Source organism: Gallaecimonas sp. GXIMD4217 (genome assembly GCF_038087665.1).
Lineage (GTDB): Bacteria > Pseudomonadota > Gammaproteobacteria > Enterobacterales > Gallaecimonadaceae > Gallaecimonas.
This window is the reverse complement of the sequence record NZ_CP149925.1, coordinates 1,909,596-1,934,162: the sequence shown is the minus strand read 5'-3', so window position 1 is coordinate 1,934,162 and position 24,567 is coordinate 1,909,596. Positions and strand designations below refer to the sequence as shown.

Sequence of the window (24,567 nt, the reverse complement as noted above, 5' to 3'; positions counted from 1 at the left end):
GGCGCCCGCTTTGTTTTTGGCATAAAAAAGGCGCCCCAAGGCGCCTTTTTCGGTCTTGGTGCGTATCAGCACTCGATAATATTCACCGCCAGGCCGCCGCGGGCGGTTTCCTTGTACTTGGCCTTCATGTCCATGCCGGTATCGAACATGGTCTTGATCACCTTGTCCAGGGACACCTTGTGCTCGCCGCTGCCGCGCAGGGCCAGGCGGGCGGCGTTGATGGCCTTGACCGCGCCCATGGCGTTGCGTTCGATACAGGGCACCTGCACCAGGCCGCCGACCGGATCGCAGGTCAGGCCCAGGTTGTGCTCCATGCCGATCTCGGCGGCGTTCTCCACCAGCTCGACGTTGGCGCCCAAAATCTCGGCCAGGCCACCGGCGGCCATGGAGCAGGCCACGCCCACCTCGCCCTGGCAGCCCACCTCGGCGCCGCTGATGGAGGCATTCTTCTTGTAGAGGATGCCAATGGCGGCGCAGGTGAGCAGGTAACGGGTGGCCACTTCCTTGTCCACCTTCTGGATGAACTTGTCGTAGTAGGCCAGTACCGCCGGGATGATGCCGGCGGCGCCGTTGGTGGGGGCGGTCACCACCCGGCCGCCGGCGGCGTTTTCCTCGTTCACGGCCAGGGCGAACAGGTTGACCCAGTCGACGGTGTTGAGGGGATCGGTGTTGCGGTCACCCTCGGCGGTGAGGCGGCGGTACAGACCCGGGGCCCGGCGCTTGACCTTGAGACCGCCGGGCAGGATCCCCTCGGTGCGGCAACCCCGGTCGATGCAGGCGTGCATCACCTGCCAGATGTGCCAGAGGCCGTCTTCCAGCTCGGCGCGGCTGCGCAGCGCCAGTTCGTTTTCCAGCATCAGCGCGGAAATGGACAGGCCGTGCTCCTTGCACAGGGCCACCAGATCGTCGCAGGAATCGAAGGGGTAGGGCTCCTGGGTGGTGTCGGCGGCCTGGATGGCGGCATCCTTCTCGGCCTCGAAGTCCTCGTCGGCGACGATAAAGCCGCCGCCGATGCTGTAGTAGATCTTGTCCAGCAGCAGCTCGTCGCCCTCATAGGCCAGCAGCTGCATGGCGTTGGAGTGGCGCTTGAGGGTCTTGCGGTGGTGGAAGACGATGGCGCCCTTGTTGGGGAAGGCCACGGCCTGCTTGCCCAGCAGCGAAATGCTCTCGGTGCTCTCCACCTCGGCCAAAATGGCCGGCACCCTGTCCACGTCCACGGTGTCCGGCTCTTCGCCGGCCAGGCCCAGGATCACCGCCTTGCCGGTGCCGTGGCCGATGCCGGTCTGGCCCAGGGAGCCGAACAGCTCCACCTTGACCCTGTCGGTGCGGGCCAGCAGCCCCTGCTCTTCGAGGATTTCGGTGAATTTCTTGGCGGCCTTCATGGGGCCGACGGTGTGGGACGAGGAGGGGCCAATGCCCACCTTGAACATGTCGAATACCGAGATCATGGAAAGTGATGCCTCCGGGGCGCAAAACGGCTACGCAAAACGGCCGCTCAGTTTGCGCTTTGCCTGTGATTTTGACAAGGCGATTTGCCAATGAATCCATCTTACCAGCGCCCCAGGGGCTGGCTCATCGGAGGTGCAGGGCGAGATCGTAGAGGATGGCGGCGGTGGCGCCCCAGATCAGGTGCTCCCGGTAGGGCAGGCAGAACAGCCGGTGGTGCTGGCCGTGGCGCTGGATGTCGAGGGTGCGGTAGCGGTTCAAGTCCAGCACCTTTTTCAGCGGCATCTCGAATACGGCGTCCACCTCGTCCACGCTCAGCAGCCAGGGGAAGTCCTCCGGGGCCAGGCCCACCACCGGGGTGATGCGAAAGCGCGACACTGTGTCGTAGGGGTTGAGCCGGCCCAGCACCTGGACCTGCTCGGGCAGCAGGCCCACTTCCTCCCAGGCCTCGCGCAGGGCGGCGTGTTCATGGCTGGGGTCGGAGTCGTCCACCCGGCCGCCGGGCAGGGCCACCTGGCCGCCGTGGTGGCGCAGGGTCAGGGTGCGGCGGGTCAGCAGCAGGTTGGGCTCGGGCTTGTCCATGATCGCCAGCAGCACCGCCGCCGGCTTGGGGGATTGCAGCTCGGGCACCCCCAGGTGCCGCTCCTCCAGGGGCCGTAACAGGAAATCCCGGGCGAAGCGGCTGCGGCTCATGAACTGAGCGCCGGCAATATCTTGGCGACCTTGTCGAAGGTCTCCTGGTATTCGGCGTCCACCTGGGAGTCCGCCACCAGGCCGCCGCCGGCCCAGCAGTGCAGCAGCCCCCGGGAGGCGACCAGGGTGCGGATGGCGATGGAGCTGTCCATGGCGCCGTTGGCGCTGAGGTAGGCGATGGAGCCGCAATAGGCGCTGCGCCTGTGGGGCTCCAGCTCCTCGATGATTTCCATGGCTCGGACCTTGGGGGCGCCGGTGATGGAGCCGCCCGGGAAGGCGGCGGCCAGCAGATCCACCGCCGTCTGGCCCTCGGCCAGCTCCGAGGTGACGGTGGACACCAGGTGGTGCACGGCCGGGAAGGACTCCACGGCAAACAGCTCCGGCACCCGCACCGAGCCGGGCCTGGCCACCCGGCCCAGGTCGTTGCGCAGCAGATCGACGATCATCACGTTCTCGGCCCTGTCCTTGGGGGAGGCGGCCAGGCGCTCGGCCTGGGCCCGGTCCTCGGCCGGGTCGGCCAGGCGTGGCAATGTGCCCTTGATGGGCTTGGTCTGCACCTGGCCGTCCTTGAGGCGCAGGAAGCGCTCCGGGGAGATGCTGAGCACGGCGCCCTCATCCAGGCGCAGGAAGGCGGAGAAGGGGGCCTGGTTGGCGGTCCTGAGCTTGAGGTAGGCCTGCCATTCGTCGCCCTCATAGGGGGCGCTGAAGCGCTGGGCCAGGTTGATCTGGTAGCAGTCGCCGCTTTTCAGGTAGGCCTGGACCCGGTCGAACCTGGCACCGTATTCGGCCCTGGTCATATTGGCCTGCCAGTCGCCGGTCAGTGCAAAGGGCGCCGTTTCGCCTGGGCACTGGGCATCCAGCCAGGCCAGGCGCTCTTCCGGTGCCGCCAGGGCGATAAGCCAGCTTTGCTGTTGCTGGTGGTCGCTGATCAGGGCCCAGTCGTAGAAACCCAGCGCCAGCTCCGGCAGGGGGATGTCGTCCTTGGCCAGGGCCGGCAGCCGCTCGATCTGCCGGCCGAGGTCATAGCCCAAGAGGCCAAGGGCGCCGGTGGCGAAGGGCAGCTCGCTCTCGATCTGGGGCCAGGCGGCCATCATGGCCTTGAGGGTCTCCAGGGGGCCGCCAGCCTGTACCCGGCAGTCGCCCTGGATGCGCACCTCGCTGCCGCGGCTTTCCAGGGTCCACCTGGGTTCGGCGCTCAGCAGGCTGTAGCGGCTGTCCGGATGGGACTCGGAGGCCGAGTCCAGCAATATGGCCCAGCTTTGATGCGCCAGGGGCGCAAAACGGGCCACCAAGGCGTCTCTGTCCAGGTAGGGCAGGGGCAGGCGTGTCAATTCCACGGAAATTGGTATCCAATCGCAACGCTTTGTATCATAGGCGCCACATTATAACGACATCCGCCCCAAAAGGGGGCCCGTCAAGGTGAGCATCATGACCGTCATTCGCAAAGACGACTTTATTGACAGCATCGAAAGTGCCCTGCAGTACATCTCCTACTATCATCCGCTCGACTTCGTCAACGCCATGAATGAGGCCTACGAGCGTGAGCAGAGCAAGGCCGCCAAGGATGCCATTGCCCAGATCCTGATCAACTCGCGAATGGCGGCGGAAGGCCACAGGCCCATCTGCCAGGACACCGGCATCGTCACCTGTTTCGTCAAGATAGGCATGAAGGTGCAGTGGGACAGCGACATGACGGTCCAGGATATGGTGGACGAAGGCACCAGGCGCGCCTACACCAACCCGGACAACCCCCTGCGCGCCAGCATCGTCGCCGATCCGGCCGGTGCGCGTAAGAACACCAAGGACAACGCCCCGGCCGTGGTGCACATCGACATGGTGCCCGGCGATCAGGTGGAAGTGATGATCGCCGCCAAGGGCGGCGGCTCCGAGAACAAGTCCAAGATGGCCATGCTCAACCCCTCCGACGACATCGTCGAGTGGGTGCTCAAGACCCTGCCCACCATGGGCGCCGGCTGGTGCCCGCCGGGCATGATCGGCCTCGGCATCGGCGGTACCGCCGAGAAGGCGGCGGTGCTGGCCAAGGAATCCCTGATGGATCCGGTGGACATCCACGAGCTGAAGGAACGTGGCGCCGAGACCACAGAAGAGAAGCTGCGCCTGGAGCTGTTCGACAAGGCCAACCAGCTGGGCATCGGCGCCCAGGGCCTGGGCGGCCTCACCACCGTGCTGGACGTGAAGATCAAGTCCGCCCCCACCCACGCCGCCTCCAAGCCGGTGGTGATGATCCCCAACTGCGCCGCCACCCGCCACGTGCACTTCCACCTGGACGGCACAGGCCCGGCCGAACTGACCCCGCCGAAGCTGGAAGACTGGCCGGAAGTCACCTGGGAAGTGGGTGAGAACGTGCGCCGGGTCAACCTGGACACCGTCACCCGTGACGATATCGCCCAGTGGCAGACCGGCGAGACCGTGCTGCTGTCCGGCAAGATCCTCACCGGCCGCGACGCCGCCCACAAGCGCATCCAGACCATGCTGCAAAACGGCGAGCAACTGCCGGTGGACTTCAAGGACCGCTTCATCTACTACGTGGGCCCCGTCGACGCCGTGGGCGACGAAGTGGTGGGTCCGGCCGGCCCCACCACCTCCACCCGCATGGACAAGTTCACCGACATGATGCTGGAGCAGACCGGCCTCATCGGCATGATCGGCAAGGCCGAGCGCGGCCCGGCCGCCGTGGAAAGCATCAAGAACCACAAGGCCGTCTATCTGATGGCCGTGGGCGGCGCCGCCTATCTGGTGGCTAAGGCCATCAAGAAGGCCGAAGTGGTGGCCTTTGCCGACCTGGGCATGGAAGCCATCTACGAATTCGAGGTGGAAGACATGCCGGTGACCGTGGCCGTGGACAGCGAGGGCCGCAACGCCCATGAAATGGGCCCAGCCGAGTGGAAGATCCGCATCCAGGACGCGGGTTAAGGTTCGAGGGCGGCGCCGACCAGGCGCTGCCCTTTTTTTGATCGAGGGAGAGAACAATGAAAAAACTGCTACCTCTGGCCGCCATGGTGGCAACGCCCCTGGCCATGGCCAAGCCATTGACCATAGAAGACGTTAACAACCTCAACAAGGTGCACAGCGCCGTCATCAATGCCGCCGGCACCCAGGTGGTGTACGGCGTCAAGCAGGGCGGCGAGTCCGATCTGTACCTGCAGGATCTGACCACAGGCAAGACCAAGCAGCTGACCGCAGCCAAGGGCACCGAGCACGACGTGACCTTTGCCGCCGACGGCAAGGCCATCTACTTCCTGGCCGACCGCGGTAATGGCTCCGAACTCTACAAGCTGGCGCTGACCGGCGGCGAGGCCATGGCCGTCACCGACCTGCCCCTGGACGTGCTGGGCTACAAGCTGGCCCCCAAGGGCGACAAGCTGGTGGTGCAGCTGGCCGTGGATCCCCAGTGCAGCAGCGACGTCATCGCCTGCACCGAGAAGACCCTGGCCAAGCGCGCCGAGAAGAAATCCACCGAGAAGGCCTATGACCAGCTGATGGTCCGCCACTGGGACAGCTGGGGCGACCACCTTCGCCACCACCTGTTCCTGGCCGAGGTCAAGGACGGCAAGGTCGGTGACTTCACCGATCTGATGGCCGGCCTGGACACCGACAGCCCCGCCAAGCCCTTCTCCGGCATGGAGGAAGTCAGCTTCAACGCCGACGGCAGCAAGCTGGTCTATTCCGCCAAGGCCCCGGGCCGCGACCACAGCTGGATCACCAACTTCGACCTCTGGGAAGTGGATCTGGCCAGCGGCAAGACCGCCAACCTGACCGAAGACAACGTGGCCTGGGACAGCCAGCCGGTGTTCAGCCCCGACGGCCGCTACATGGCCTGGCTGGCCATGAGCAAGCCCGGCTACGAGGCCGACCGTTTCCGCATCATGCTCAAGGATCTGCGGAGCAACGAGAGCCGCGAGCTGGCTCCCCAGTGGGACCGCAGCGCCGGCTCCATCCAGTTCGCCTCGGATTCGCGCACCCTGCTGGTCACCGCTCAGGACACCGGCCAGGTGGGCCTGTTCGCCTTCAACGTCGATTTCGGCGACATGACGGTGCTGCACCGCGAGGGCAGCGTGTCCATGGTCTCCGAGGGCGCCGGCCAGGTGGTGTTCGCCAAGAACAGCCTGCACCAGCCCAATGACCTCTACACCGTCGCCAAGGACGGTTTCGGCCTCAAGGCCCTGACCCAGGTCAACAAGGACAAGCTGGCCGGCGTCGAGATGGGCGAGTACGCCCAGTTCAGCTTCCCGGGCTGGAACGACGAGACGGTGCACGGCTACTGGATCAAGCCGGTGGGCTTCGAGGAAGGCAAGCAGTATCCCGTGGCCTTCCTGATCCACGGCGGCCCCCAGGGCAGCTTCTCCAACCGCTGGCACGGCCGCTGGAACGCCCAGCTGTGGGCCGCCCACGGCTACGCCACCGTGATGATCGACTTCCACGGCTCCACCGGCTACGGCCAGGGCTTCACCGACTCCATCGCCAAGGACTGGGGCGGCAAGCCGCTGGAAGATCTGCAAAAGGGCCTGGCCTTCATCGCCGAGCAGCAAAGCTGGATCGACGCCGACAACGCCTGTGCCCTGGGCGGCTCCTACGGCGGCTACATGACCAACTGGATCGCCGGCAACTGGCCGGATAAGTTCAAGTGCCTGGTCAACCATGCCGGCCTGTTCGACATGCCCTCCATGTATTACACGACCGAGGAACTGTGGTTCCCCGAGCACGAAATGGACGGTACTCCCTACAACAACAAGGCCATGTACGAGCGCTGGAACCCGGCCGCCCATGTCACCAACTGGCGCACCCCCATGCTGGTGATCCACGGCGAGAAGGACTTCCGCGTGCCCTACGCCCAGGGCCTGGGGACCTTCACCGCCCTGCAGCGCCAGGGCGTGGACTCCCGCCTGGTGATGTTCCCGGACGAGAACCACTGGATCCTGAGCAAGGACAACCTGGTGGTCTGGTACGACGAAGTGCTGAGCTGGATGGACAAGTACACCGGCAACAAGGCCAAGTAACCCAAAGGGCGCCAGCGGCGCCCTTTCTTTTTGCCTGTGATCAGGGCCCGGGCGGGCTGCCCAGCTCGGGCAGGAAGGACACCCCGAAGCGGTTCCAGGCGTTGATGGCGGCCACGGCCAGGGTCAAGTCCACCAGGGCCTTGTCGCCGAAATGACGGCTGACCTCCTGGTAGAGCTCGTCGTCCACAGGCCCCTCGATAAGCCTGGTGTTGGCCTCGGCCCAGGCCAGGGCGGCCTTCTCCCTGGCCGTGAACAACGCGGTCTCGTGCCAGGCGCACAAGAGGTGCAGGCGCTGCTCGCTCTCGCCGTATTCCCTGGCCAGCCGGGCGTGCATGTCGATGCAGTAGGCGCAGCCGTTGAGTTGGGATACCCGCAGCTTGATCAGCTCCAAAAGGCCCTTGTCCAGCTCGTCGCCGAGCTGCTTGGCCAGGTAGTTTTCGAGGCCGACCATGGCCTGGATGGCGCCGGGGGCGCTTCGGTAGTGGTTGAGTCTCATGGTGATGCTCCCTGTTGATCTACGGTCATCACTTTAGGCGCGGCCCCTTTGCCGGTATTGTAGATTTGCGACAGCCAGCGACAGGATATCCATGACCCGCCACCGCCACTGGCAGCAACTGCTGCCCGGCTACCAGGAACGTCTTCCCGGCCCGGCCCTGGCCGGCTGGGTGGAGCGCTACTGTCGGCTGCAGGGCTCGGCCGACACTGGCCAGCCGCTCCATCCCGAAGGGGGCTGCGGCCTGCTGTTCAATTTCGGCGATCCCATCCTTATCGACGGTGCCGTGCTGGCATCGCCTGGCATTGTCAGCGGGCCGGCCCTGCGTACCCAGGAGCTGGCGCCGGTCGGCCGCTTCGATCTGCTGTCGGTGCGTTTTTTGCCCGGGCGGGCCTGGCCCTTCCTCGGGCCCCTGGATGCGCTGGCCGGCATGACCCTGACGCCCGGGCAATGGCACTGTCCCCTGGCCTTAAGCGAGCTTGGCGAGCGTATGAGCGGCCAGGCCTTCGACGCCCAGGTGGCGCTGCTGGAAGCGGCACTGGCCCAATGCCTGATGGAGGCCGATGGCGGCTCGATTGGCCAGGCCCTGGCGCTTATCCAATCGGCTCGGGGGCAACTGTCCATCTCGACCCTGGCCGAGCAGCTGGGCGCCGGACGGCGCCGCCTGGAGCGGCAGTTCAAGGCCCAGCTGGGGCTGTCTCCCAAGCAGTACAGCCGCCTGCAGCGGGTCAAGGGGGCCAGGCGGCTGCTCAGGAGCCGGGGCGAGCATGGCCTGGCGGATACCGCCTACCAGGCCGGCTATTGGGATCAGGCCCATTTCATCAGGGATTTCAAGGCGGTGCTGGGCCTGACGCCGGGCCAGTACCTGGCCCATCTCAAACGTCGTTATGGTAATTAGTGGCCCTGGGAGGCCGGCAGCGTCTTGGGCGCCTCGTAGCGCTTGAGCCAGAGGTAGAGCAGGGGGCCGAAGCCGAGCAGGGCGGAGAGCAGGAAGAACACCAGCTCCAGCACCACCGGCAGCCAGAAGGCGTTGAAGTCGGCCAGGCGGGCCTTTTCCGGCTCCTTGGGCAGGTAGTAGAGCCACAGCCGCTGGCCCACGTCCGGGGGCTGGCCAAAGGGCTTGTACTCGGTGAGATCGGTACGGGAGATGAACTCGTGCCAATGGCCGTTGTTGTCGTGGTAATAGATGGCCAGCTGCCGCTTTTCCTGCATGCCGAAGCGCCTCGGCAGCTGCTTGACCAGGTGCTGGCGCACCACGCCACGCACCGTTTCCGCCTGCCCCAGCCAGGTCAGCCTGTCCTGGAGCGACAGGAACAGCTTGCCCCCCATCAGGACGGCGATCAGGGCAAACAAGACGAAGGGCACCAGCAGCATGCGCAGCAGCCAGGGCGAATCACCTTGATTCTGGGAGGCGGGGCTCATCCGTAGCAATACAACTTCATTGGCAGAGGAACCCCGAGTAAACCACAAAATTCCTGGGACTTCACCCGCTTCGACCACAACTGGAGCGAAACCACCAAGTTCACTAGAATGCCTAACAAAACGTTATCAAAATCAACATTATGCAAAAGCACATTCTGGCCATAGACCAGGGCACCACCAGCTCCAGGGCCATCATCTTCGACGGCCGCGGCGTACCGGTCTGGCAGGCCCAGCAGGCGTTCGCCCAGCACTACCCCAGGGACGGCTGGGTGGAGCACAGTCCGACCGACCTCTGGCAGAGCACCCTGCAGGTCTGCCGTGAAGCCCTCAAGAAGGCCCGTCTCGACGCCGGGGACATCCTCGCCATCGGCATCACCAACCAGCGGGAAACCACCCTGATCTGGGACAGGGCCACGGGCGAGCCCCTCTATCCGGCCATCGTCTGGCAGGACAGGCGCACCGCCGAGCGCTGCGCCGAACTCAAGGCCCAGGGCCATGAGGCCCTGGTCACCGACAAGACCGGCCTGCTGCTGGACCCTTACTTCTCCGCCACCAAGGTGGCCTGGATCCTGGACCAGGTGCCGGGGGCCAGGGACAGGGCCGAACGGGGCGAGCTGGCCTTCGGCACCGTCGACAGCTGGCTGCTGTGGCAGCTGACCGGCGGCCGCGTCCACGCCACGGACGCCACCAACGCCTCCCGGACCGGCCTGTTCAATATCCATGGGCAGTGCTGGGACGAAGAGCTGCTGGCCCTCTATGGCGTGCCCAAGTCGCTGCTGCCCGAGGTGCTGGACTGCGCCGCCGACTTCGGCGCAACGGATCCGGCGCTGCTTGGCGCGGCCATCCCCATCTGCGCCGTGGCCGGCGACCAGCAGGCGGCCCTGGTGGGCCAGGCCTGTTTCGAGCCCGGCATGGTCAAGAGCACCTACGGCACCGGCTGCTTCATGGTGATGAACACCGGCACCACCCCGGTGCGCTCCCGGCACCGGCTGCTGACCACGGTCGGCTACCGCCTGAACGGCCGGGTGACCTATGCCCTGGAAGGCGCCATCTTCGTGGCCGGCGCCGCCGTGCAGTGGCTCAGGGACGGCCTCGGGCTGTTCGGCCACGCCAGCGAGACCGAGGCCCTGGCCAGGGGCGCCGGCGAGCACAATGTCTACATGGTGCCGGCCTTCACCGGCCTGGGCGCGCCCTACTGGGATCCGGACGCCAGGGGCGCCATCTTCGGCCTGACCCGGGACACCGGCATCAACGAGATCGTCGCCGCCACCTTGCAGTCGGTGTGCTTCCAGAGCCGGGATCTGATGGAGGCCATGACCAGGGAAGGGCACAACGAGCTGCGTGGCCTGCGGGTGGACGGCGGCATGGTGGCCAACGACCATTTCTGCCAGCTGCTGGCCGACACCCTGGGGGTAGATGTGGCCAGGGCCCAGATCAACGAGACCACGGCCCTGGGCGTGGCCTACCTGGCCGGCCTGCAGGCGGGGCTGTTCGACTCCCTGGCGGAGTTGGCCACTCTGTGGCAGGAGGATGCCCGTTTCCAGTGCCAATTGGCCCCCGAGCGGCGCGACGGGGACTACCGGGGCTGGCTGGACGCCGTGGCCAGGGTGCGCACCAACGCCTGACTTCCGGCCTCCCTCGGCTATCTTTGGATAGTCGGGATGACAAGGAGGCAAGGGAATGCGTGCTTTGCTTTTGCTGTGTGCGGCTGGCCTGCCGACGTTGGCGGCCGTTTATCACTGTGAGAAGGACGGCGCCGTGGTGCTGACCGACAGGCCCTGTAGCCAGGGCCGCAAGGTGTCGGTGCGTTACAAGGACGGCCCGGATCTCGACCGGCTGCCGGCACCGGCGGCGGGGCCGGCCCAAGAGCAGCAGGGGAAGCGGGCCTGGCCGGCCGGCAGCCGTTGCCTGGGGCTGTCGGAAACCGAGGTCAAGGCCATCCGGCGCAGCCTGCTCAGGCAAAGCCTGGCCCTGTGCATGACCAAGGCGCAGGTGCTTTCCCTGACGGGTAAGGAACGATACCGGGCCGAGCGCTTTGCGGCGCCGCCTTACGAGATCTGGCAGCGCGTCCTGGACGAGGAAAACTGGCCCGGGCGGCTGATCTTCGCCGGTGACTACCTGGTGGCCTTGGAGAATGTGGATTGAGATGGTTGTTGTTGCTGCTGGCAAGCTTTGCCGCCCTTGGCCGGGAATGCCAGCAGGAGATCCTCTGCCTGGAGGTGGTTGAATCACAGCGGCAGCTCCGCTTCGAGATGGAAAACCTGTCGCAAACGCCGGTCACGGTGCGGCTGCAGCTGGTCAGCCAGGGCCTCAAGGCCGACCGTTCGCTGCCGCTGCTGGCCGAACTGGGCCCGGGCGAAAGGAGCGAGCTGGTCAGGCTCACCAAGATAGGCCACTGGCAGTACCGGTACTGGTACAGCTGGTCCCGGGGCCGCTTCTCGGCCCGCCATGACGACAGCGCCCGCTACCGGCTGCCCTGGTCGCCGGACCAGGCCTACTGGCTGCTCCAGGGTTGGGGCGACGCCTTCAGCCACACCGAACCCCACAGCTTCTATGCCATAGACGTGGCCATGCCAGAAGGCAGCGAGGTGCGTGCCGCCCGGGCCGGGCTGGTGGTGCAGGTGCGGGAGGATTCCGACCAGGGCTGCCCTGAGCGGCGCTGCGTGGAAGACGCCAACTACCTGGTCATCGAGCACGAGGACGGCACCCTGGCGGAGTATTTCCACCTGGCCCGCCACGGCGTGCTGGTGGAGCCGGGCCAGCAGGTGGCGGCGGGCCAGCTGATCGCCCGCTCCGGCAACACCGGCTTTTCCACCGAGCCGCACCTGCATTTCGTGGTCAAGACGGTGTCCAACGAGGCCAAGCCGGTGTCCCTGCCGGTGATCTACCTCAGCGACCGGGGGGAGGAGAAACGCCTGCAGCGGGGCCGGCGCTACCGGCCGCCGCCGCTGGATTAGAGGGACTGGGCGTAGTCGTAGACCGCCTTGAGGATGTTCATGGCGCGGCTGTCGTCCTGTTTCTCCTGGGCCAGGGTTTCCAGCTCCAGCATCAGATCTTCCATGCCGTAGCCGCTGCCGCCGTGCACCAGCACCTCCTCCCGGTGGCGCTGCCACTTCTGGGCCTCGGCCTCGCTGAGGGTGTGGGGATAGTTGCGGGCCCGGTAGCGAAACAGCAGGGTGTTCAGGCGCGGATCCTGGAACTTCACGTCGCCGCTGGCCAGCTGCTGGGGATCCATCCTGCGCACCACCTCCATGGTGGCCCTGTCCTGATCGCTGAAGAAGCCTCCGTACAGGGCCTCGTCGGCGTCCTGGGCCGGCCGCTCCCCGTCCTCGCTGAACAGGGTCACCAGCTTGTCCCTGAGCTCAGGGTGGGCCTTGAGGGTCTCCAGGTTCTCCCGGCAGCGCTGGCGGTCTATGCCCAGCTCATCGGCCCGTTCCGGGGTCAGGGTCTTGGCGGGCGCCAGTATGGGGCACTTGTTGATGTGCACCAGCTTCACCGGCGGCCTGGACTCCCCTTCGGCCAGCTCGGCCTGGGGGGTGTAGAGGCGGGCCTTGAGGGCGGCGTCGTCCAGTTTCAGCAGCGGCCCCAGATCGCCGTTGAGATCGACGACGATGACGGCGTTCTTGTTGACCGGGTGCCAGACCAGGGGCGCCACATAGGTGGTGCAGCCCTGCAGGGCGGGGATCTTGCCGGAGCTGTGCACCAGGGGCTTGAGGTTGATGACGTCGATGAGCTCCGCCACCGCCTGCTTGCGCCTGAGCTTGAAGAAGAAGTCGAACAGCCTGGGCTGCTTTTCCTTGATCAGCCTGGCCAGGGCGATGGTGGCCCGCACGTCTGAAACGGCGTCGTGGGCATCGGCATGGCTGATGCCGTTGGCCTGGGTCAGGTGCTCCAGCTTGAAGCTGGGCTTGCCGTCCTCGTGCTCGGGCCAGTTGATGCCCTCCGGGCGCAGCGCATAGGTGGCCCGCACCACATCCAGCAGATCCCAGCGGGAGTTGCCGTGCTGCCATTCACGGCTGTAGGGGTCGAAAAAGTTGCGATAGAAACCGAAGCGGCTGACTTCGTCGTCGAAACGAATGGAGTTGTAGCCCACCACGCAGGTGTTGGGCTTGCTCATCTCGGCGTGGATCCTGGCCATGAACTCCGGCTCGCCCAGGCCCCGGGCCTGGGCTATCTGCGGGGTGATGCCGGTCACCAGGCAGGCGCCCGGCCTCGGCAGGTAATCGTTGGGGGGCTGGCAGTACCACTCCAGGGGCTCGCCCACCTCGTTGAGATCCAGATCGGTGCGGATGGCGGCGAACTGGGCCGGCCTGTCCTTCTTGGGATCGGCGCCGAAGGTCTCGTAATCGTGCCAGAGAAGGGTAGCGTCGTTGCTCATGCTGTCGTTATCTGTCCGTGGGCGGCAAAGGACCAGTCTATCACAGCAGTTTGGCCCCACGGGCCGGGATCGCTTGGTGTGGCAGACCCCGCTTGACCAGAGGCATTCCCCTTTACTCCCCATTGGGGCCGGCCTAGAATGTTCATATGGCGAAAGAGGAAGGTTCAAATGACACTTTCAGCAAAGAGTGACCATGACAAGAGCCTGCCTGGGGCGGCCTCGTCAGGACGCAGGCAGATGCGCTTTATTGCCGCCACCAGCCGCAAAGGCAAGGGTCCGCGCAACGCCTTGGACAAGGTGATAGGGCACCAGGTGCTGGAGCCGGGCGAGGTGCTGCGTGAGATCCGCCAGGGCCTGAACTTTGGCGCCGTCGAAGTTCTGCTGGAGGAGCTGAAGACCACCAAGCGGGAGATCGGCAACCTGCTGTCGATCCCGGCCTCGACGCTGCGCCGGCGCGAGCTGGCCGGACGGCTGCACGTTGACGAGAGCGATCGGGTGGTCCGCTACGCCCGCCTGAAGGATGCCGCGGTGCAGCTGATGCACGGTGACAACGAGGCGGCGGTCCAGTGGCTCCACACGCCCCAGCAGCTGCTGCAGAATGAAACGCCCATACAACACGCCACCACAGAGGTGGGGGCCAGGGAAGTGGAAGATCTCATTGGCCGGCTCAGGCACGGGGTCTTCAGCTGATGGCGCGGATCACCGCATGGAGAGTGGCTGATCCCGAGTTCGCGAAAACGGCCGAGGAGATGATGTCCGGCGAAGGGGCCTTCCTGTATGGCGGCCGCTGGAACAGCAAGGGGACGCACATGGTGTACCTGGGCTCCAGCCTGGCCCTGGCCGCCATGGAGTTGTTGGTGCATCTGGGACGAAGTGACGTGCTGATGACCTTCAACAAGATGCCGGTCCACTTCGATGAGGCACTGGTGATGGAGCTGGATCTGGGCTCACTGCCGGACAACTGGGCCGATGCCACCATGGCGTCGTCGGTCATGGAGACCGGCAACACCTGGGTACAGGAAGGGCAAAGCCTCCTACTGAAGGTGCCCAGCGTGGTGATCCCCGGGGAATTCAATTACCTCTTTAACCCCCAGCATCCCGACGCAGACCAGGTGCTGTTTGGCGACATCACGCCATTTCGATTCGACCCCAGGCTGCTTAAATAGCCGCAGCCAGGGGACTGGCACCGGGCCCCCTGGCTGTGGCATTGTCCCGCTCTGTCCCGACACAGCCAACCAGACCATGACCATAGCGTTCCACGACCAGCCGGAGCCGGCCCTGCTCGAGCGCCTCAGCCAGGCGATCCGCGCCTTCAACCGGGCCCGTTGGCCGGCCGTCGAGCGCCGGCCCCTGGCACTGACCATCAAGGACGCCGGCGGCGAGCTGCTGGCCGGCATCGACGGCACCACCTTCGGCAACTGGCTGTTCATCGACCACCTCTGGGTATCCGAGGCCCTGCGCGGCCAGGGCAGGGGCGGCGAGCTGCTCCTGGCCATGGAAGAGGCGGCCCGGGCCCGGGGCTGCACCAGGGCGTTGCTGGATACCCTGGACTTCCAGGCCAGGCCCTTCTATGAGCACCACGGCTACCGGGTCGCCTTCACCCTGAACGATTACCCCCTGGACGGGGCCCGTTACTACATGACCAAGGCGCTCTAGCCGGCGTAACGATGCATCTGTGCAAACCCCTTGGGACGATTGGCCTGCTCGGCAGCCAATTGTGGTGATTTCGTTTCATCTTGTGACAATCTTTACCTAGGTGTTTTTTTTCTGTAGGTTTCCGCTTGTTTTGGAACGCCGATTTTCAAGGAGAGAGATATGAAAAAAACGAAGTTTGTAGCTTTTCTGTTGGGTTTCTTTTGTGTTACTGCCTTTGCGGTAGAACTCCCCGATGAAAGCCAGGAGCTCTTGTTGGTCAAGAATCTTCCCAAAAATGTCTCCTTCAATCAGGAGAGGAATTTCGAGCAATTCAAGACGCTTCTGTTCTCTGGCTTTGACCACAGTCTGGATGGGTACTTTCATTTAGGCCGAACTCTTGCCGAAAAGGAATCCTCAAGCTATTTCAAGGTGACCGCCTCCTACCAAGATAGAATGCTGAAAGTCTGCTTCCCTAGGCAGGTCGAGGTAAACAAAATGGGATTTTGCGATACCCTGATTCTTCGTCTGCCTCTTGAAGAGCAGTTTGGTAATGGCTTGGCCGCTTTTAAGAAGGGCTTCTCCTCAAGTAAAAAAACTGAGTGACGGTTCAACTACCACCTTCAAGTCATTGTTGCTGGCCGATGACCTTATCGCCTATGGCGCGGGCGATGCAACCGAGGACGATTTTAATGAATTGATCGCCAGCCTGAATAAGGAAGTGGATGACATCTGCGGTGGCTCTAGCAGGCCCATGTGCGATAATGATGTTACTGGCGTTGATTACGACTTGATAGAGAAAAACAATGACGAGCTGACCTTTGAGATAGAGGCTCGATATGAGTTCACGTCAGATTTCGGTGGCTCCGGCTGGTTTGAGACTTATACCTTTACATACGACACGGGGCCTTATGTTGGAAGGTTTCCTGATTACCGCACGTCGAACTGATTGGTAAGCATACTTACTTGGTAGCATTGTCTCAGCTCTCTTCTGCGGGCTAACAAGTGGCCAGGCCCTTCTATGAGCACCACGGCTACCGGGTCGCCTTCACCCTGGACGATTACCCCCTGGATGGGGCCCGTTACTACATGGTGAAAGTGCTTTGATAACAAGTTGATGGCGTCATCGGGCTATGGGAGACTGGCTCTCCAGAGTCAATCAAGGAAGGTGATCTCATGGACATAGCCCGTACGTTTTTCTTTCTTCTTAGCGCCCTGGTCGTTTCCGCCTGCGGTGCCGCCAACAACGAACTGCCGCCCCAGGCCCATTTGATGGAACAGGATCCGGTGCGCTTCGTGCAGCATTTCGTCGAGGACATCCAGGCCGACACCGGCCTGGATCGCTACGGCGCCTACCTGCATCCCAGCAACTTCGAGGACGTCAAAAACGGCAAGGGGGCGGGGCCCCTGATGGCCCGGCGCGTCAAGGTGGAAAACCCGATGCTGCTGAAAACCGGCGCCATCACCCAGGACAGCGTCAGCATCGAGAAATTCCAGGAAGGCTACCTGTTCATCCGTTTCCCGGTGCCCGGCCAGGTCCCCTACGATGACATCTATACGGATTCGGTGAACAACGGCAAGGGCCTGGTCATGAGCTCGGGGCAAATCACCATCAACTACGTGAATGGCCGCTGGTACGTGCTCGGCCACTTCCTCAAGGGCGAGAAGCCCGCCTGAAGAGCCGGTTTCCAGGGGCTACACTGCTGGGAAAAGCGGCAACTGCGCCTTTTCCCATGGAACCTGCCAACCAATACGCCTATCCCAGGTCGCTGGGCCAGCCTGGCGGCCGCAGAGGATGATCCGGCATAAAAAAATGGCCACCTGTCGGTGGCCCAAGTCCTTGGAGTTGGGAGGACAATCTTACGCTGCTGTGAATAATCACCCGCTTTCATGCCGTTGGGCTGTCTTGCTGCCAAGCCATTAAAGCGCCGAAGCGCCCTGGTGATCCAATGCAATTTTTTTGTGTGAAGATGCGTTAAATGCATGGGGCCGGGCGACGAAACCCTTTGCGCGGTGCCGATGATTGGCAATATGGTGATAGGCCTGTTCTCAATGCTGATATGCGACTTTCATGCATAAAGATTCGAGGTGATGGGTGAAGATCCGCCAGTTGTCGCACCTGAAGGTCCTGGCCGAGATCGGCCATTTCGGCCGCGCCGCCCAGGCACTCAATATCACTCAGCCGGCCCTCAGCCGATCCATCCAGGCATTGGAGACGGCCCTGGATCTGCCCATCATCGACCGCAGCCAGAAACGGGTGGCGCTGACGCCCCACGGCGAGCTGGTGCTGGCCCGGGCCCGGGATATCCTCATTGCCGAGCAGCGCCTCAAGCGGGATGTGGCCCTGTTCAAGGGCGAGGACATCGGCGACATCGTGGTGGGGGCCAGCGCCATCCCGGCGGCGGTGCTGCTGACCCCGGCCCTGTGCCGCTGCCTGGATAGCCATCCGCGGCTTCATGCCGAACTGGTGGTGGGCAACTGGCGCGAGATGCTCAGGGCGGTCCAGAACAGCGAGGTGGATCTGGCCATAGTGGACATCAGCGGCCTGGGTGAGGAACAGGGCGTGGATATCCACCCGCTGCCACCCAACAGGGTCGGCTTCGTGGCCCGCCAGGACCATCCGCTGGCCGGGCAGGAGCTGGAACTGGCCGAGTTGGCCGGCTTTGCCCTGGCGGTGCCCAGGGCCATGAAGGAAGGCCTCTTTGAGCAGCTGTTCGCTGGCCGGGGTTACCAGGGCTCCGGCCTCAAGATCAGCCTCCGCTACGAGATGTTCAACGTGATCAAGCCCGCCATGCTGGGCTCGAACATGATAGCCCTGGTCCCGGAGATGGTGCTTGGCCAGGCCAGCCTGGGCGGTCGGCTGGCCATGCTGAAGGTGACCGACATGCCCGAGATGGAGGCCAGGTTCGGCATCATTGTACGCAGCGGTGCCATGATGGCGCCGGCCACCAGGCTGCTGTGCCAGGCGATCCAGGCCCTGGCCCGGGAGCTGGCCGCCTAGGGCTGTTCCACCAGCTGGTACAGCTCCAGGCGCTTCAACGACCAGCCCTGGACCCTGGGTTCGAGCTGGCAGAGAAAGGCCATGGGGGCCTGCTGCTTCAGGGGCTGGAGCTGGCCCCGGTAGACCAGGCTGCCGTCCTGGGTGTCCTGCTGTGCCACCTCCTCGAACACCGCCGCCCCCAGGCTGGCCAGTCTGGCCCGGATCAGGGTTTCGCAATAGGCCTGGGCCTGGTCCTTGGCTTGGGCGCAAAGGCCAGGAGGCAGGAGGACAAGGGGCAGTAACAGCAGCAGGGCGCGCATGGGCTGTCTCGGTGGGAATTTTCACCGGATCTCAGCATCTTGCCGGCACACATGCAAGACACAGTGTCTTGTCCGCCGGGCTTTTCTCGCCCGGGTGACTTGGGTATGCTGGGGCCGAATTCACCGTGGGAGCCTGCCGTGTTGCGAACCCTGAGCCTGCTGCTGATCCTGGCCCTGACCCTGCAAGGGGTGAGCCTGGCCGCGCATCAGGACGGCCCGCATCCGGAGGAAAGCCAGTCCCTGCACCTCAGCCACGGCGAGGCCCAGAGCCTCACCGACAAGGCCCACGACGACTGCGCCCACAGCCACTGCCATGCTTCCCACCTCACCGGCCTGTCCAGCAGCGCCTGGCAGCCGCCCCTGGTGACGAGTCCCAAGCCGCTGCAACCGGCCTCCTTCTTCTTCACCTGGGCACCGCCGCCGCGCCACCGTCCTCCCATCTGCTGATCCTCGTCCGAAACGGCCGTCAGGCCCGGTTTTGTTTATTTTTTGAGGATCCATCATGAAACGCAGATTCTGTGCAGCCCTGCTGTGGCTGCCGCTATGGCTGTGGGCAAGCGAACAGGACGCCCACACCGAACACGAAAGCGCGGTGCAGCTGACCCCGGCCCAGCAACGCCGGCTCGACATCCAGATCCAGCCCCTTGAGCCCAGGGCGCTGCTGTCCCTGGTCCAGATCCCGGCCGAAATCAAGGCCGACCGCTACCGCCAGAGCCTGGTGGCGCCCCGCATCGCCTCCCAGGTGGTGGCCCGCCATGTCGGCCTCGGCGACTGGCTCCGGGCCGGCACTCCCCTGGTCACGCTCTTCTCCGAGGCCATGGCCGAGCGCCAGTCGGCCCTGCGCCTGGCCTGGCGGGAATGGCAACGGGCCCAGGCCTTGAGCGACGAGGTGCTCAGCGCCCAGCGCCGGGACGAGATCCGCGCCCGCTACGAGCAGGCCCTGGCCGCCGCCCAGGCGGTGGGCCTGGAAGCGGCCGACATCGACGAGGTGCAGTCCGACCAGCCGCTGCGCTTTGGCGAATACCGGCTGCGCGCCGGCCAGCCGGGACGGGTGCTGGACGACGATTTCAGCCTGGGCGAGAGCATCCAGGCCGGCCAGCCGCTGCTGCGGCTGCTGGATGAGCGGGTGCTCTGGGTGGAGGCGGCGCTGCCGGTGAGCCAGGCCCAGGCCCTGGCCGGGGGTGGGCAGGCCTGGGTACTGGCCGGGGAGGAGCGAGCCCCGGCTTCCGTCCAGACCCTGTCGCACCGGATTGATCCCAGGACCCGCACCCACCGGCTGCGACTGAGCCTGGACAACGCCGACGACCGCTTCCACGACGGCCAGTACGTCGAGGTGCAGTTCGCGCAAGGCACAGGCGAGCTGGGCCTGGTGCTGCCCGACGAGGCCCTGGTACAGGGCCCGGACGGCGACTGGCAGGTGTTCGTGGCCGAAGGGGAAGGGCGCTTCGAACCCAGGGAAGTGGAACTGGGCGAGCGTCTGGCCGGCGGTTACCGGATCCAGGGCCTGGACGCCGGCACCCCTGTGGTGGTCAAGGGCGCCTTCTTCCTGGCCTCGGAGCTGGCCAAGGCCGGCTTCGACGCCCACGGCCACTAGGAGGCACCATGCTCAATACCCTCATAGGCTGGTCGGTCAACAACCGGCTGCTGGTGGTGCTGGCCCTGCTTGGCGCCCTGGTGGCCGGCAGCCTGGCCATCGACAGGCTCAACCTGGACGCCTTCCCGGACGTGACCAATGTGCAGGTGGCGGTGAACACCGAGGCCCCCGGCCTGGCCGCCGAGGACGTGGAGAAGCTGATCAGCTATCCCATCGAATCGGTGATGTACGCCCTGCCCGGGGTGGCCGAGGTGCGCTCGGTGTCCAAGACCGGCCTCAGCCTGGTCACTGTGGTGTTCGAGGAGGGCACCGACCTCTACCTGGCCCGCCAGCTGGTGTTCGAGCGGCTGGCGGCGGCCCGGGCGCTGATCCCGGCCCAGGCCGGCAGCCCGGAGATGGGGCCCAATACCTCCGGCCTCGGCCAGGTGTTCCAATACCTGCTGGTGGCCGAGCCGGGCTCTGGCCATGACGCCATGAGCCTGCGCAGCCTCAACGACTACCTGGTCAAGCTGATGCTGATGCCGGTGGAAGGGATCACCGAGGTGCTGAGCTTCGGCGGCCAGGTGCGCCAGTACCAGGTGTTGCTGTCGGCCCGGCAGCTGCTGGCCCACGGGCTGAGCCAGCAGCAGGTGATGGCCGCCATCGAGGCCAACAACCTGAATGCCGGCGGCTGGTACCTGGAGCGGGGCCGGCAGCAGCTGGTGATCCGCGGCGTCGGCTGGCTGCCACCGGGCGAGGACGGCCTGGCCGCCATCGCCGCCATCCCGGTCAAGACGGTGGATGGGGTGGTGGTGCGGGTCGGCAGCCTGGCCGAGGTTCGGATGGGCCCGGAGATCCGCCAGGGCGCCGTGTCCATGAGCCGCCGCGGCGACCATGGCCAGGTGGAGGCCCTGGGCGAGGTGGTGTCCGGCATCGTCCTCAAGCGCATGGGCGCCAACACCAAGGCCACCATAGACGCCATCAAGGCGCGGCTGGACGGGATCCAGGCCGCCCTGCCGGCCGGAGTCTCCCTGGTGCCCTTCTACGATCAGGCCGATCTGGTGGCCAAGGCCGTGGACACAGTGGTGACCGCCCTGCTGCTGGCCTTCGGCTTCATCCTGGTGGTGCTGGCGCTGTTCCTGCTGAACCTGCGGGCGACGCTGCTGGTGATCCTGTCGATCCCGCTGTCCATTGGCCTGGCGCTGCTGCTGATGGCCCAGCTCGGCATGTCGGCCAACCTGATGTCCCTGGGCGGCCTGGCGGTGGCCATCGGCATGCTGGTGGACGGCTCCGTGGTGATGGTGGAGAACATCTTCAAGCACCTGGGCCGGATGGCGCCGGGCGGCGACAAGACGCTGGCCATCATGGCGGCGGGCCGCGAGGTGGCCAGGCCCATCTTCTTCGCCGCCGCCATAGTGCTGCTGGTGTTCGCGCCGCTGTTCAGCCTGGAAGGGGTGGAGGGCAAGCTGTTCCAGCCCATGGCGCTGTCGATGATGCTGGCGGTGGCCGCCGCGGTGCTGGTGGCGCTGCTGGTGGTACCGGCCCTGGCCAGCCTGCTGTTCCGGGCCGGGATCCGGCCCCGCCGCAACAGGCCGCTGGAAAGGCTGGAAGCCGGCTACCGGCGCCTGCTGGGCTGGGTGCTGGACCGCACCCGCACCGTGCTGGCCCTGGTGCTGGCGCTGCTGGGGGCCGCCGCTGCCACGGCCCCCTTCCTGGGCACCGAGTTCGTGCCCGAGTTGGAGGAGGGCACCCTCAACCTGAGGGTGACCCTGGCGCCCACCGCCAGCCTGGATACGGCGTTGGCCGTCGCCTCGAAACTGGAGGCCGAGCTGATGGACTTCCCGGAGGTGATCTATGCCCTCAGCCGGGTCGGCCGCCCCGAGCTGGGCGGCGATCCCGAGCCGGTGTCCAATGTGGAGATCTATATCGGCCTCAAGCCGGTGGACCAGTGGACCACGGCCCGGGACCGCCAGGGCCTGCAGCAGCGGATGGCCGAGCGGCTGGCGGTGCATCCCGGCCTGCTGTTCAACTTCTCCCAGCCCATCGCCACCCGGGTCGACGAACTGCTGTCCGGGGTCCGGGCCCAGCTGGCCATCAAGCTGTTCGGGCCGGATCTCGAGGTGCTGGCGGACAAGGGCCGGGCCCTGGAGGCCCTGGTGCGCGCCATTGACGGCACCAGGGACGTGGCCATGGAGCAGCTGGGCGGCGAGGCGCAGCTGGTGATCCGCCCCAGGCGGGATCGGATCAGCCGCTACGGCCTGGCGGTGGGCGATGTCATGGCGCTGGTGTCCCAGGGCCTGGGCGGCGCCAGCGCCGGCCAGGTGGTGGACGGCAACGAGCGCTACCCTATCCAGGTCCGCCTGGCCGAAGGCGACCGCCAGGACATCGAAGCCATCAAGGCGCTGTGGCTGCAGGCCCCCGGCGGCGCTCGGGTGCAGCTTGGCGAGCTGGCCGAGGTGGGCCTGGCGCAGGGGCCGGTGCAGATCCGCCGCGACGACGTGCAGCGGCGGCTGGTGATCCAGGCCAATGTCGGTGACCGCGACATGGGCTCGGTGGTGGCCGACATCCAGGCCGCCGCGGCCGGCCTGGAGCTGCCAAGCGGCTACAGCGTCAAGGTGGGCGGCCAGTTCGAGAGCCAGGCCCGGGCCCAGGCCACCTTGGCGCTGCTGGTGCCGGGCTCGGTGCTGCTCATCGCCGTGCTGCTCTATTTCGCCTTCGGCTCGGTGGGCCAGGCGCTGCTGATCCTGCTCAACGTGCCGCTGGCGCTGATCGGCGGCGTGTTTTCCCTGGCCATTTCCGGGCAGTACCTGTCGGTGCCGGGCTCGGTGGGCTTCATCACCCTGTTCGGGGTGGCGGTGCAGAGCGGCGTGGTGCTGGTGGATGCCATCAACCAGCGCCTGGCCGGCGGCGCCGAGCTGGCCGAGGCGGTGATCGAGGGGGCGGTGTCCCGGCTGAGGCCGGTGCTGATGACGGCCCTGACCTCGGCGCTGGGGCTCATTCCCATGTTGATGTCCAGCGGCGTCGGCTCGGAGATCCAGCGGCCGCTGGCGGCGGTGGTGGTGGGCGGGCTCGTCAGCGCCACCGCCCTGACGTTGCTGGTGCTGCCGGCCTTCTACGGGGCCTTTTCCCGGGGCCGGCCGGTGCGCAAATGAACAAAGGGGCCCACGGGCCCCTTTTTGATGGCCGCTGGCGGTATACTGGCCCTTCAAGCAAGAGAAGATGACTGAGCATGATCGGAACCTTGGATAAGATGCGCACCCGACAGGGTGAGCAGGTGCAATACCAGCTGGTGGTGGGCGAGCAGACCCTGGATCTCAACCCGCTGATCGGCAAACCCTTTTCCTTCACCTACACCGGCAACATCTATTGCTGCCACTGTGGCCGCAAGACTAGGAAGAGCTACTCCCAGGGCTACTGCTTCCCCTGCATGAAGAAGCTGGCCCAGTGCGACATGTGCATCCTCAAGCCTGAGACCTGCCATCACCACCTGGGCACCTGTCGGGAGCCGGACTGGGGCACGGCCCACTGCATGATCCCCCACATCGTCTACCTGGCCAACACCTCCGGCCTCAAGGTGGGGATCACCCGCCAGGTGCCGACCCGCTGGATGGATCAGGGTGCCACCCAGGCCCTGCCGCTGATCCGGGTGGCCACCCGGCGCATCGCCGGCCTGGTGGAAGTGGCCCTGGCCGAGTTCATCAACGACAAGACCAACTGGCGGGCGCTGCTCAAGGGCGACGGCGAGCCCCTGGATCTCAAGGCCGAGGCGGTGCGGTTGCTGCCGCTGATCGAACAGAGACTGGCCGATCTCAAGCTGCAGTTTGGCGCCGATGCCTGGCAGGTGTTGGACGAAGAGGTGGTCGAGTTCAACTACCCGGTCGAGCAGCACCCCAGCAAGCTCAGTTCCTTCAACCTGGACAAGGAGCCGACCGTGGCCGGTACCCTGCTGGGCATCAAGGGCCAATACCTGATCCTGGATACAGGGGTGATCAACGTCCGCAAGTTCACCTCCTACGAGGTGGAGCTGGCGCCCTAAAAGCGGTAGTGGTAGCCCAGCGCCAGCATGTCCATGCCGTCGTTGGGCGTCTCGAAATTGCAGTTGGAGTAGTGGTACAGGCGCAGGGCCAGGGCGTGACGCTCGCCGAAGGCCAGGCGCAGGCCGAGCCTATCCTCGAACTGGTAGTGGCTGGACAGATCGCGAAAGCGCAACTCGGTGCGATCGATGAGGGTCAGGCCGATACCCAGCTCCAGCCACAGCTGCAGGCGTTCGCCGCCATAGAGGCGGCGGTTCAGCAGCGGCGTCCAAACCAGGCCCCAGAGTTCCTCGTCGCTGTCGGCAACGTTGACCCAGTGCAGGGCGGCGACTTCCTGGCGCCATTGCCAGCCCGCCAACCAGTCCGGCTTCTGCCAGCCCAGGGGGCCGTTCCAGGCCAGGCGCCAGCCGACCACGTCCTGTTCCTCGTATTGCCAGTCCAGTACCAGCTCGTCGGCCCTGCAGGGCAGCGCGAATAGCGCCACCAGAGCGGGGAGCAGCAGCTTGTTCATGTCGTTTCCTGGCTGAGGGAGGGATATTTCAAGCTTAGCCAGAAAAAAAGCCGGGTCGCCCCGGCCT

The 24,567-nt window shown here is 65.5% G+C and carries 24 protein-coding genes and 1 pseudogene; 17 read left to right on the top strand and 8 right to left on the bottom strand.

Annotated elements, in window-relative coordinates:
* Positions 1-65 precede the first annotated feature (65 nt).
* From WDB71_RS09420 to pabB, 3 genes are all read right to left on the bottom strand, one after another.
* Positions 66-1,448: an L-serine ammonia-lyase gene (locus WDB71_RS09420; RefSeq protein ID WP_341501328.1), complete on the bottom strand. Its 1,383-nt coding sequence runs from the start codon at positions 1,446-1,448 to the stop codon at positions 66-68.
* A gap of 124 nt (positions 1,449-1,572) precedes the next feature.
* A complete protein-coding gene (locus tag WDB71_RS09415; protein ID WP_341501327.1) occupies positions 1,573-2,139 on the bottom strand; it encodes a CoA pyrophosphatase in 567 nt (188 codons plus the stop codon).
* Positions 2,136-3,476, bottom strand: a complete 1,341-nt coding sequence (pabB, locus tag WDB71_RS09410; protein ID WP_341501326.1) for an aminodeoxychorismate synthase component 1 — start codon at positions 3,474-3,476, stop codon at positions 2,136-2,138. Before pabB ends, WDB71_RS09415 begins: the two co-directional genes overlap by 4 nt.
* 88 nt (positions 3,477-3,564) lie before the next feature.
* Between pabB and WDB71_RS09405 the strand changes: the two genes are divergently transcribed.
* Both WDB71_RS09405 and WDB71_RS09400 read left to right on the top strand, forming a co-directional pair.
* On the top strand, positions 3,565-5,073 hold the full coding sequence (locus WDB71_RS09405) for a fumarate hydratase (RefSeq protein WP_341504200.1): 1,509 nt from the start codon (positions 3,565-3,567) through the stop codon (positions 5,071-5,073).
* Between the two features lie 56 nt (positions 5,074-5,129).
* Positions 5,130-7,157, top strand: a complete 2,028-nt coding sequence (locus WDB71_RS09400) for a S9 family peptidase (protein ID WP_341501325.1) — start codon at positions 5,130-5,132, stop codon at positions 7,155-7,157.
* Positions 7,158-7,197: 40 nt separating this feature from the next.
* Here WDB71_RS09400 and WDB71_RS09395 read toward each other — a convergent pair whose 3' ends face one another.
* On the bottom strand, positions 7,198-7,653 hold the full coding sequence (locus WDB71_RS09395) for a carboxymuconolactone decarboxylase family protein (RefSeq protein ID WP_341501324.1): 456 nt from the start codon (positions 7,651-7,653) through the stop codon (positions 7,198-7,200).
* Between the two features lie 91 nt (positions 7,654-7,744).
* Between WDB71_RS09395 and WDB71_RS09390 the strand changes: the two genes are divergently transcribed.
* Complete coding sequence (locus WDB71_RS09390) at positions 7,745-8,548, top strand: helix-turn-helix domain-containing protein (protein ID WP_341501323.1); 804 nt, start codon at positions 7,745-7,747, stop codon at positions 8,546-8,548.
* Here WDB71_RS09390 and WDB71_RS09385 read toward each other — a convergent pair.
* Complete coding sequence (locus WDB71_RS09385) at positions 8,545-9,072, bottom strand: DUF3592 domain-containing protein (RefSeq protein ID WP_341501322.1); 528 nt, start codon at positions 9,070-9,072, stop codon at positions 8,545-8,547. The two genes, WDB71_RS09390 and WDB71_RS09385, sit on opposite strands and share 4 nt — an antisense overlap.
* 140 nt (positions 9,073-9,212) lie before the next feature.
* Between WDB71_RS09385 and glpK the strand changes: the two genes are divergently transcribed.
* The 3 genes and pseudogenes from glpK to WDB71_RS09370 all read left to right on the top strand — a co-directional run.
* Complete coding sequence (gene glpK, locus WDB71_RS09380; protein WP_341501321.1) at positions 9,213-10,697, top strand: glycerol kinase GlpK; 1,485 nt, start codon at positions 9,213-9,215, stop codon at positions 10,695-10,697.
* 55 nt (positions 10,698-10,752) lie between these two features.
* Entirely contained in the window at positions 10,753-11,217 is a 465-nt protein-coding gene (locus WDB71_RS09375) for a hypothetical protein (RefSeq protein WP_341501320.1), read from the top strand.
* 107 nt (positions 11,218-11,324) lie between these two features.
* Positions 11,325-11,918, top strand: a pseudogene (locus tag WDB71_RS09370) (M23 family metallopeptidase); the annotation flags it as partial.
* 107 nt (positions 11,919-12,025) lie between these two features.
* On the opposite strand, the gene sbcB reads toward WDB71_RS09370, so the two are convergent.
* Positions 12,026-13,450, bottom strand: a complete 1,425-nt coding sequence (sbcB, locus tag WDB71_RS09365) for an exodeoxyribonuclease I (protein ID WP_341501319.1) — start codon at positions 13,448-13,450, stop codon at positions 12,026-12,028.
* A gap of 237 nt (positions 13,451-13,687) precedes the next feature.
* Between sbcB and WDB71_RS09360 the strand changes: the two genes are divergently transcribed.
* The 7 genes from WDB71_RS09360 to WDB71_RS09330 all read left to right on the top strand — a co-directional run bounded on the left by WDB71_RS09360 (position 13,688) and on the right by WDB71_RS09330 (position 18,083).
* Positions 13,688-14,140, top strand: coding sequence for an antitoxin Xre/MbcA/ParS toxin-binding domain-containing protein (locus tag WDB71_RS09360; protein WP_341501318.1), 453 nt, complete (start codon positions 13,688-13,690; stop codon positions 14,138-14,140).
* A complete protein-coding gene (locus tag WDB71_RS09355) occupies positions 14,140-14,616 on the top strand; it encodes an RES family NAD+ phosphorylase (RefSeq protein WP_341501317.1) in 477 nt (158 codons plus the stop codon). The genes WDB71_RS09360 and WDB71_RS09355 overlap by 1 nt, the downstream gene beginning before the upstream one ends.
* A gap of 76 nt (positions 14,617-14,692) precedes the next feature.
* A complete protein-coding gene (locus WDB71_RS09350) occupies positions 14,693-15,106 on the top strand; it encodes a GNAT family N-acetyltransferase (protein WP_341501316.1) in 414 nt (137 codons plus the stop codon).
* Positions 15,107-15,265: 159 nt separating this feature from the next.
* Entirely contained in the window at positions 15,266-15,688 is a 423-nt protein-coding gene (locus tag WDB71_RS09345; protein ID WP_341501315.1) for a hypothetical protein, read from the top strand.
* Positions 15,636-16,031 (top strand): hypothetical protein, encoded by a 396-nt coding sequence (locus tag WDB71_RS09340; protein WP_341501314.1) that lies wholly within the window; start codon positions 15,636-15,638, stop codon positions 16,029-16,031. The genes WDB71_RS09345 and WDB71_RS09340 overlap by 53 nt, the downstream gene beginning before the upstream one ends.
* A gap of 227 nt (positions 16,032-16,258) precedes the next feature.
* Positions 16,259-16,759: a hypothetical protein gene (locus tag WDB71_RS09335; protein WP_341501313.1), complete on the top strand. Its 501-nt coding sequence runs from the start codon at positions 16,259-16,261 to the stop codon at positions 16,757-16,759.
* 418 nt (positions 16,760-17,177) lie between these two features.
* Positions 17,178-18,083 carry a LysR family transcriptional regulator gene (locus WDB71_RS09330; RefSeq protein WP_341501312.1) on the top strand — a complete coding sequence of 302 codons (906 nt, stop codon included), beginning with the start codon at positions 17,178-17,180 and terminating at the stop codon, positions 18,081-18,083.
* Here the strand turns inward: WDB71_RS09330 and WDB71_RS09325 are convergent.
* Positions 18,080-18,382 (bottom strand): hypothetical protein, encoded by a 303-nt coding sequence (locus tag WDB71_RS09325; protein WP_341501311.1) that lies wholly within the window; start codon positions 18,380-18,382, stop codon positions 18,080-18,082. The two genes, WDB71_RS09330 and WDB71_RS09325, sit on opposite strands and share 4 nt — an antisense overlap.
* Before the next feature lie 138 nt (positions 18,383-18,520).
* On the opposite strand from WDB71_RS09325, the gene WDB71_RS09320 reads away from it, so the two are divergent.
* From WDB71_RS09320 to WDB71_RS09305, 4 genes are all read left to right on the top strand, one after another.
* Positions 18,521-18,829, top strand: a complete 309-nt coding sequence (locus tag WDB71_RS09320; RefSeq protein ID WP_341501310.1) for a hypothetical protein — start codon at positions 18,521-18,523, stop codon at positions 18,827-18,829.
* Positions 18,830-18,884: 55 nt separating this feature from the next.
* Positions 18,885-19,976, top strand: coding sequence for an efflux RND transporter periplasmic adaptor subunit (locus tag WDB71_RS09315; protein ID WP_341501309.1), 1,092 nt, complete (start codon positions 18,885-18,887; stop codon positions 19,974-19,976).
* An 8-nt stretch (positions 19,977-19,984) separates the two neighbouring features.
* Positions 19,985-23,107 (top strand): CusA/CzcA family heavy metal efflux RND transporter, encoded by a 3,123-nt coding sequence (locus tag WDB71_RS09310; protein ID WP_341501308.1) that lies wholly within the window; start codon positions 19,985-19,987, stop codon positions 23,105-23,107.
* A gap of 77 nt (positions 23,108-23,184) precedes the next feature.
* The gene (locus tag WDB71_RS09305) at positions 23,185-23,991 is read left to right on the top strand and encodes a DUF2797 domain-containing protein (protein WP_341501307.1); all 807 of its coding nucleotides are present in this window, start codon (positions 23,185-23,187) and stop codon (positions 23,989-23,991) included.
* On the opposite strand, the gene WDB71_RS09300 is transcribed toward WDB71_RS09305, so the two are convergent.
* Positions 23,988-24,500, bottom strand: a complete 513-nt coding sequence (locus WDB71_RS09300) for an acyloxyacyl hydrolase (protein ID WP_341501306.1) — start codon at positions 24,498-24,500, stop codon at positions 23,988-23,990. The two genes, WDB71_RS09305 and WDB71_RS09300, sit on opposite strands and share 4 nt — an antisense overlap.
* Positions 24,501-24,567 lie beyond the last annotated feature (67 nt).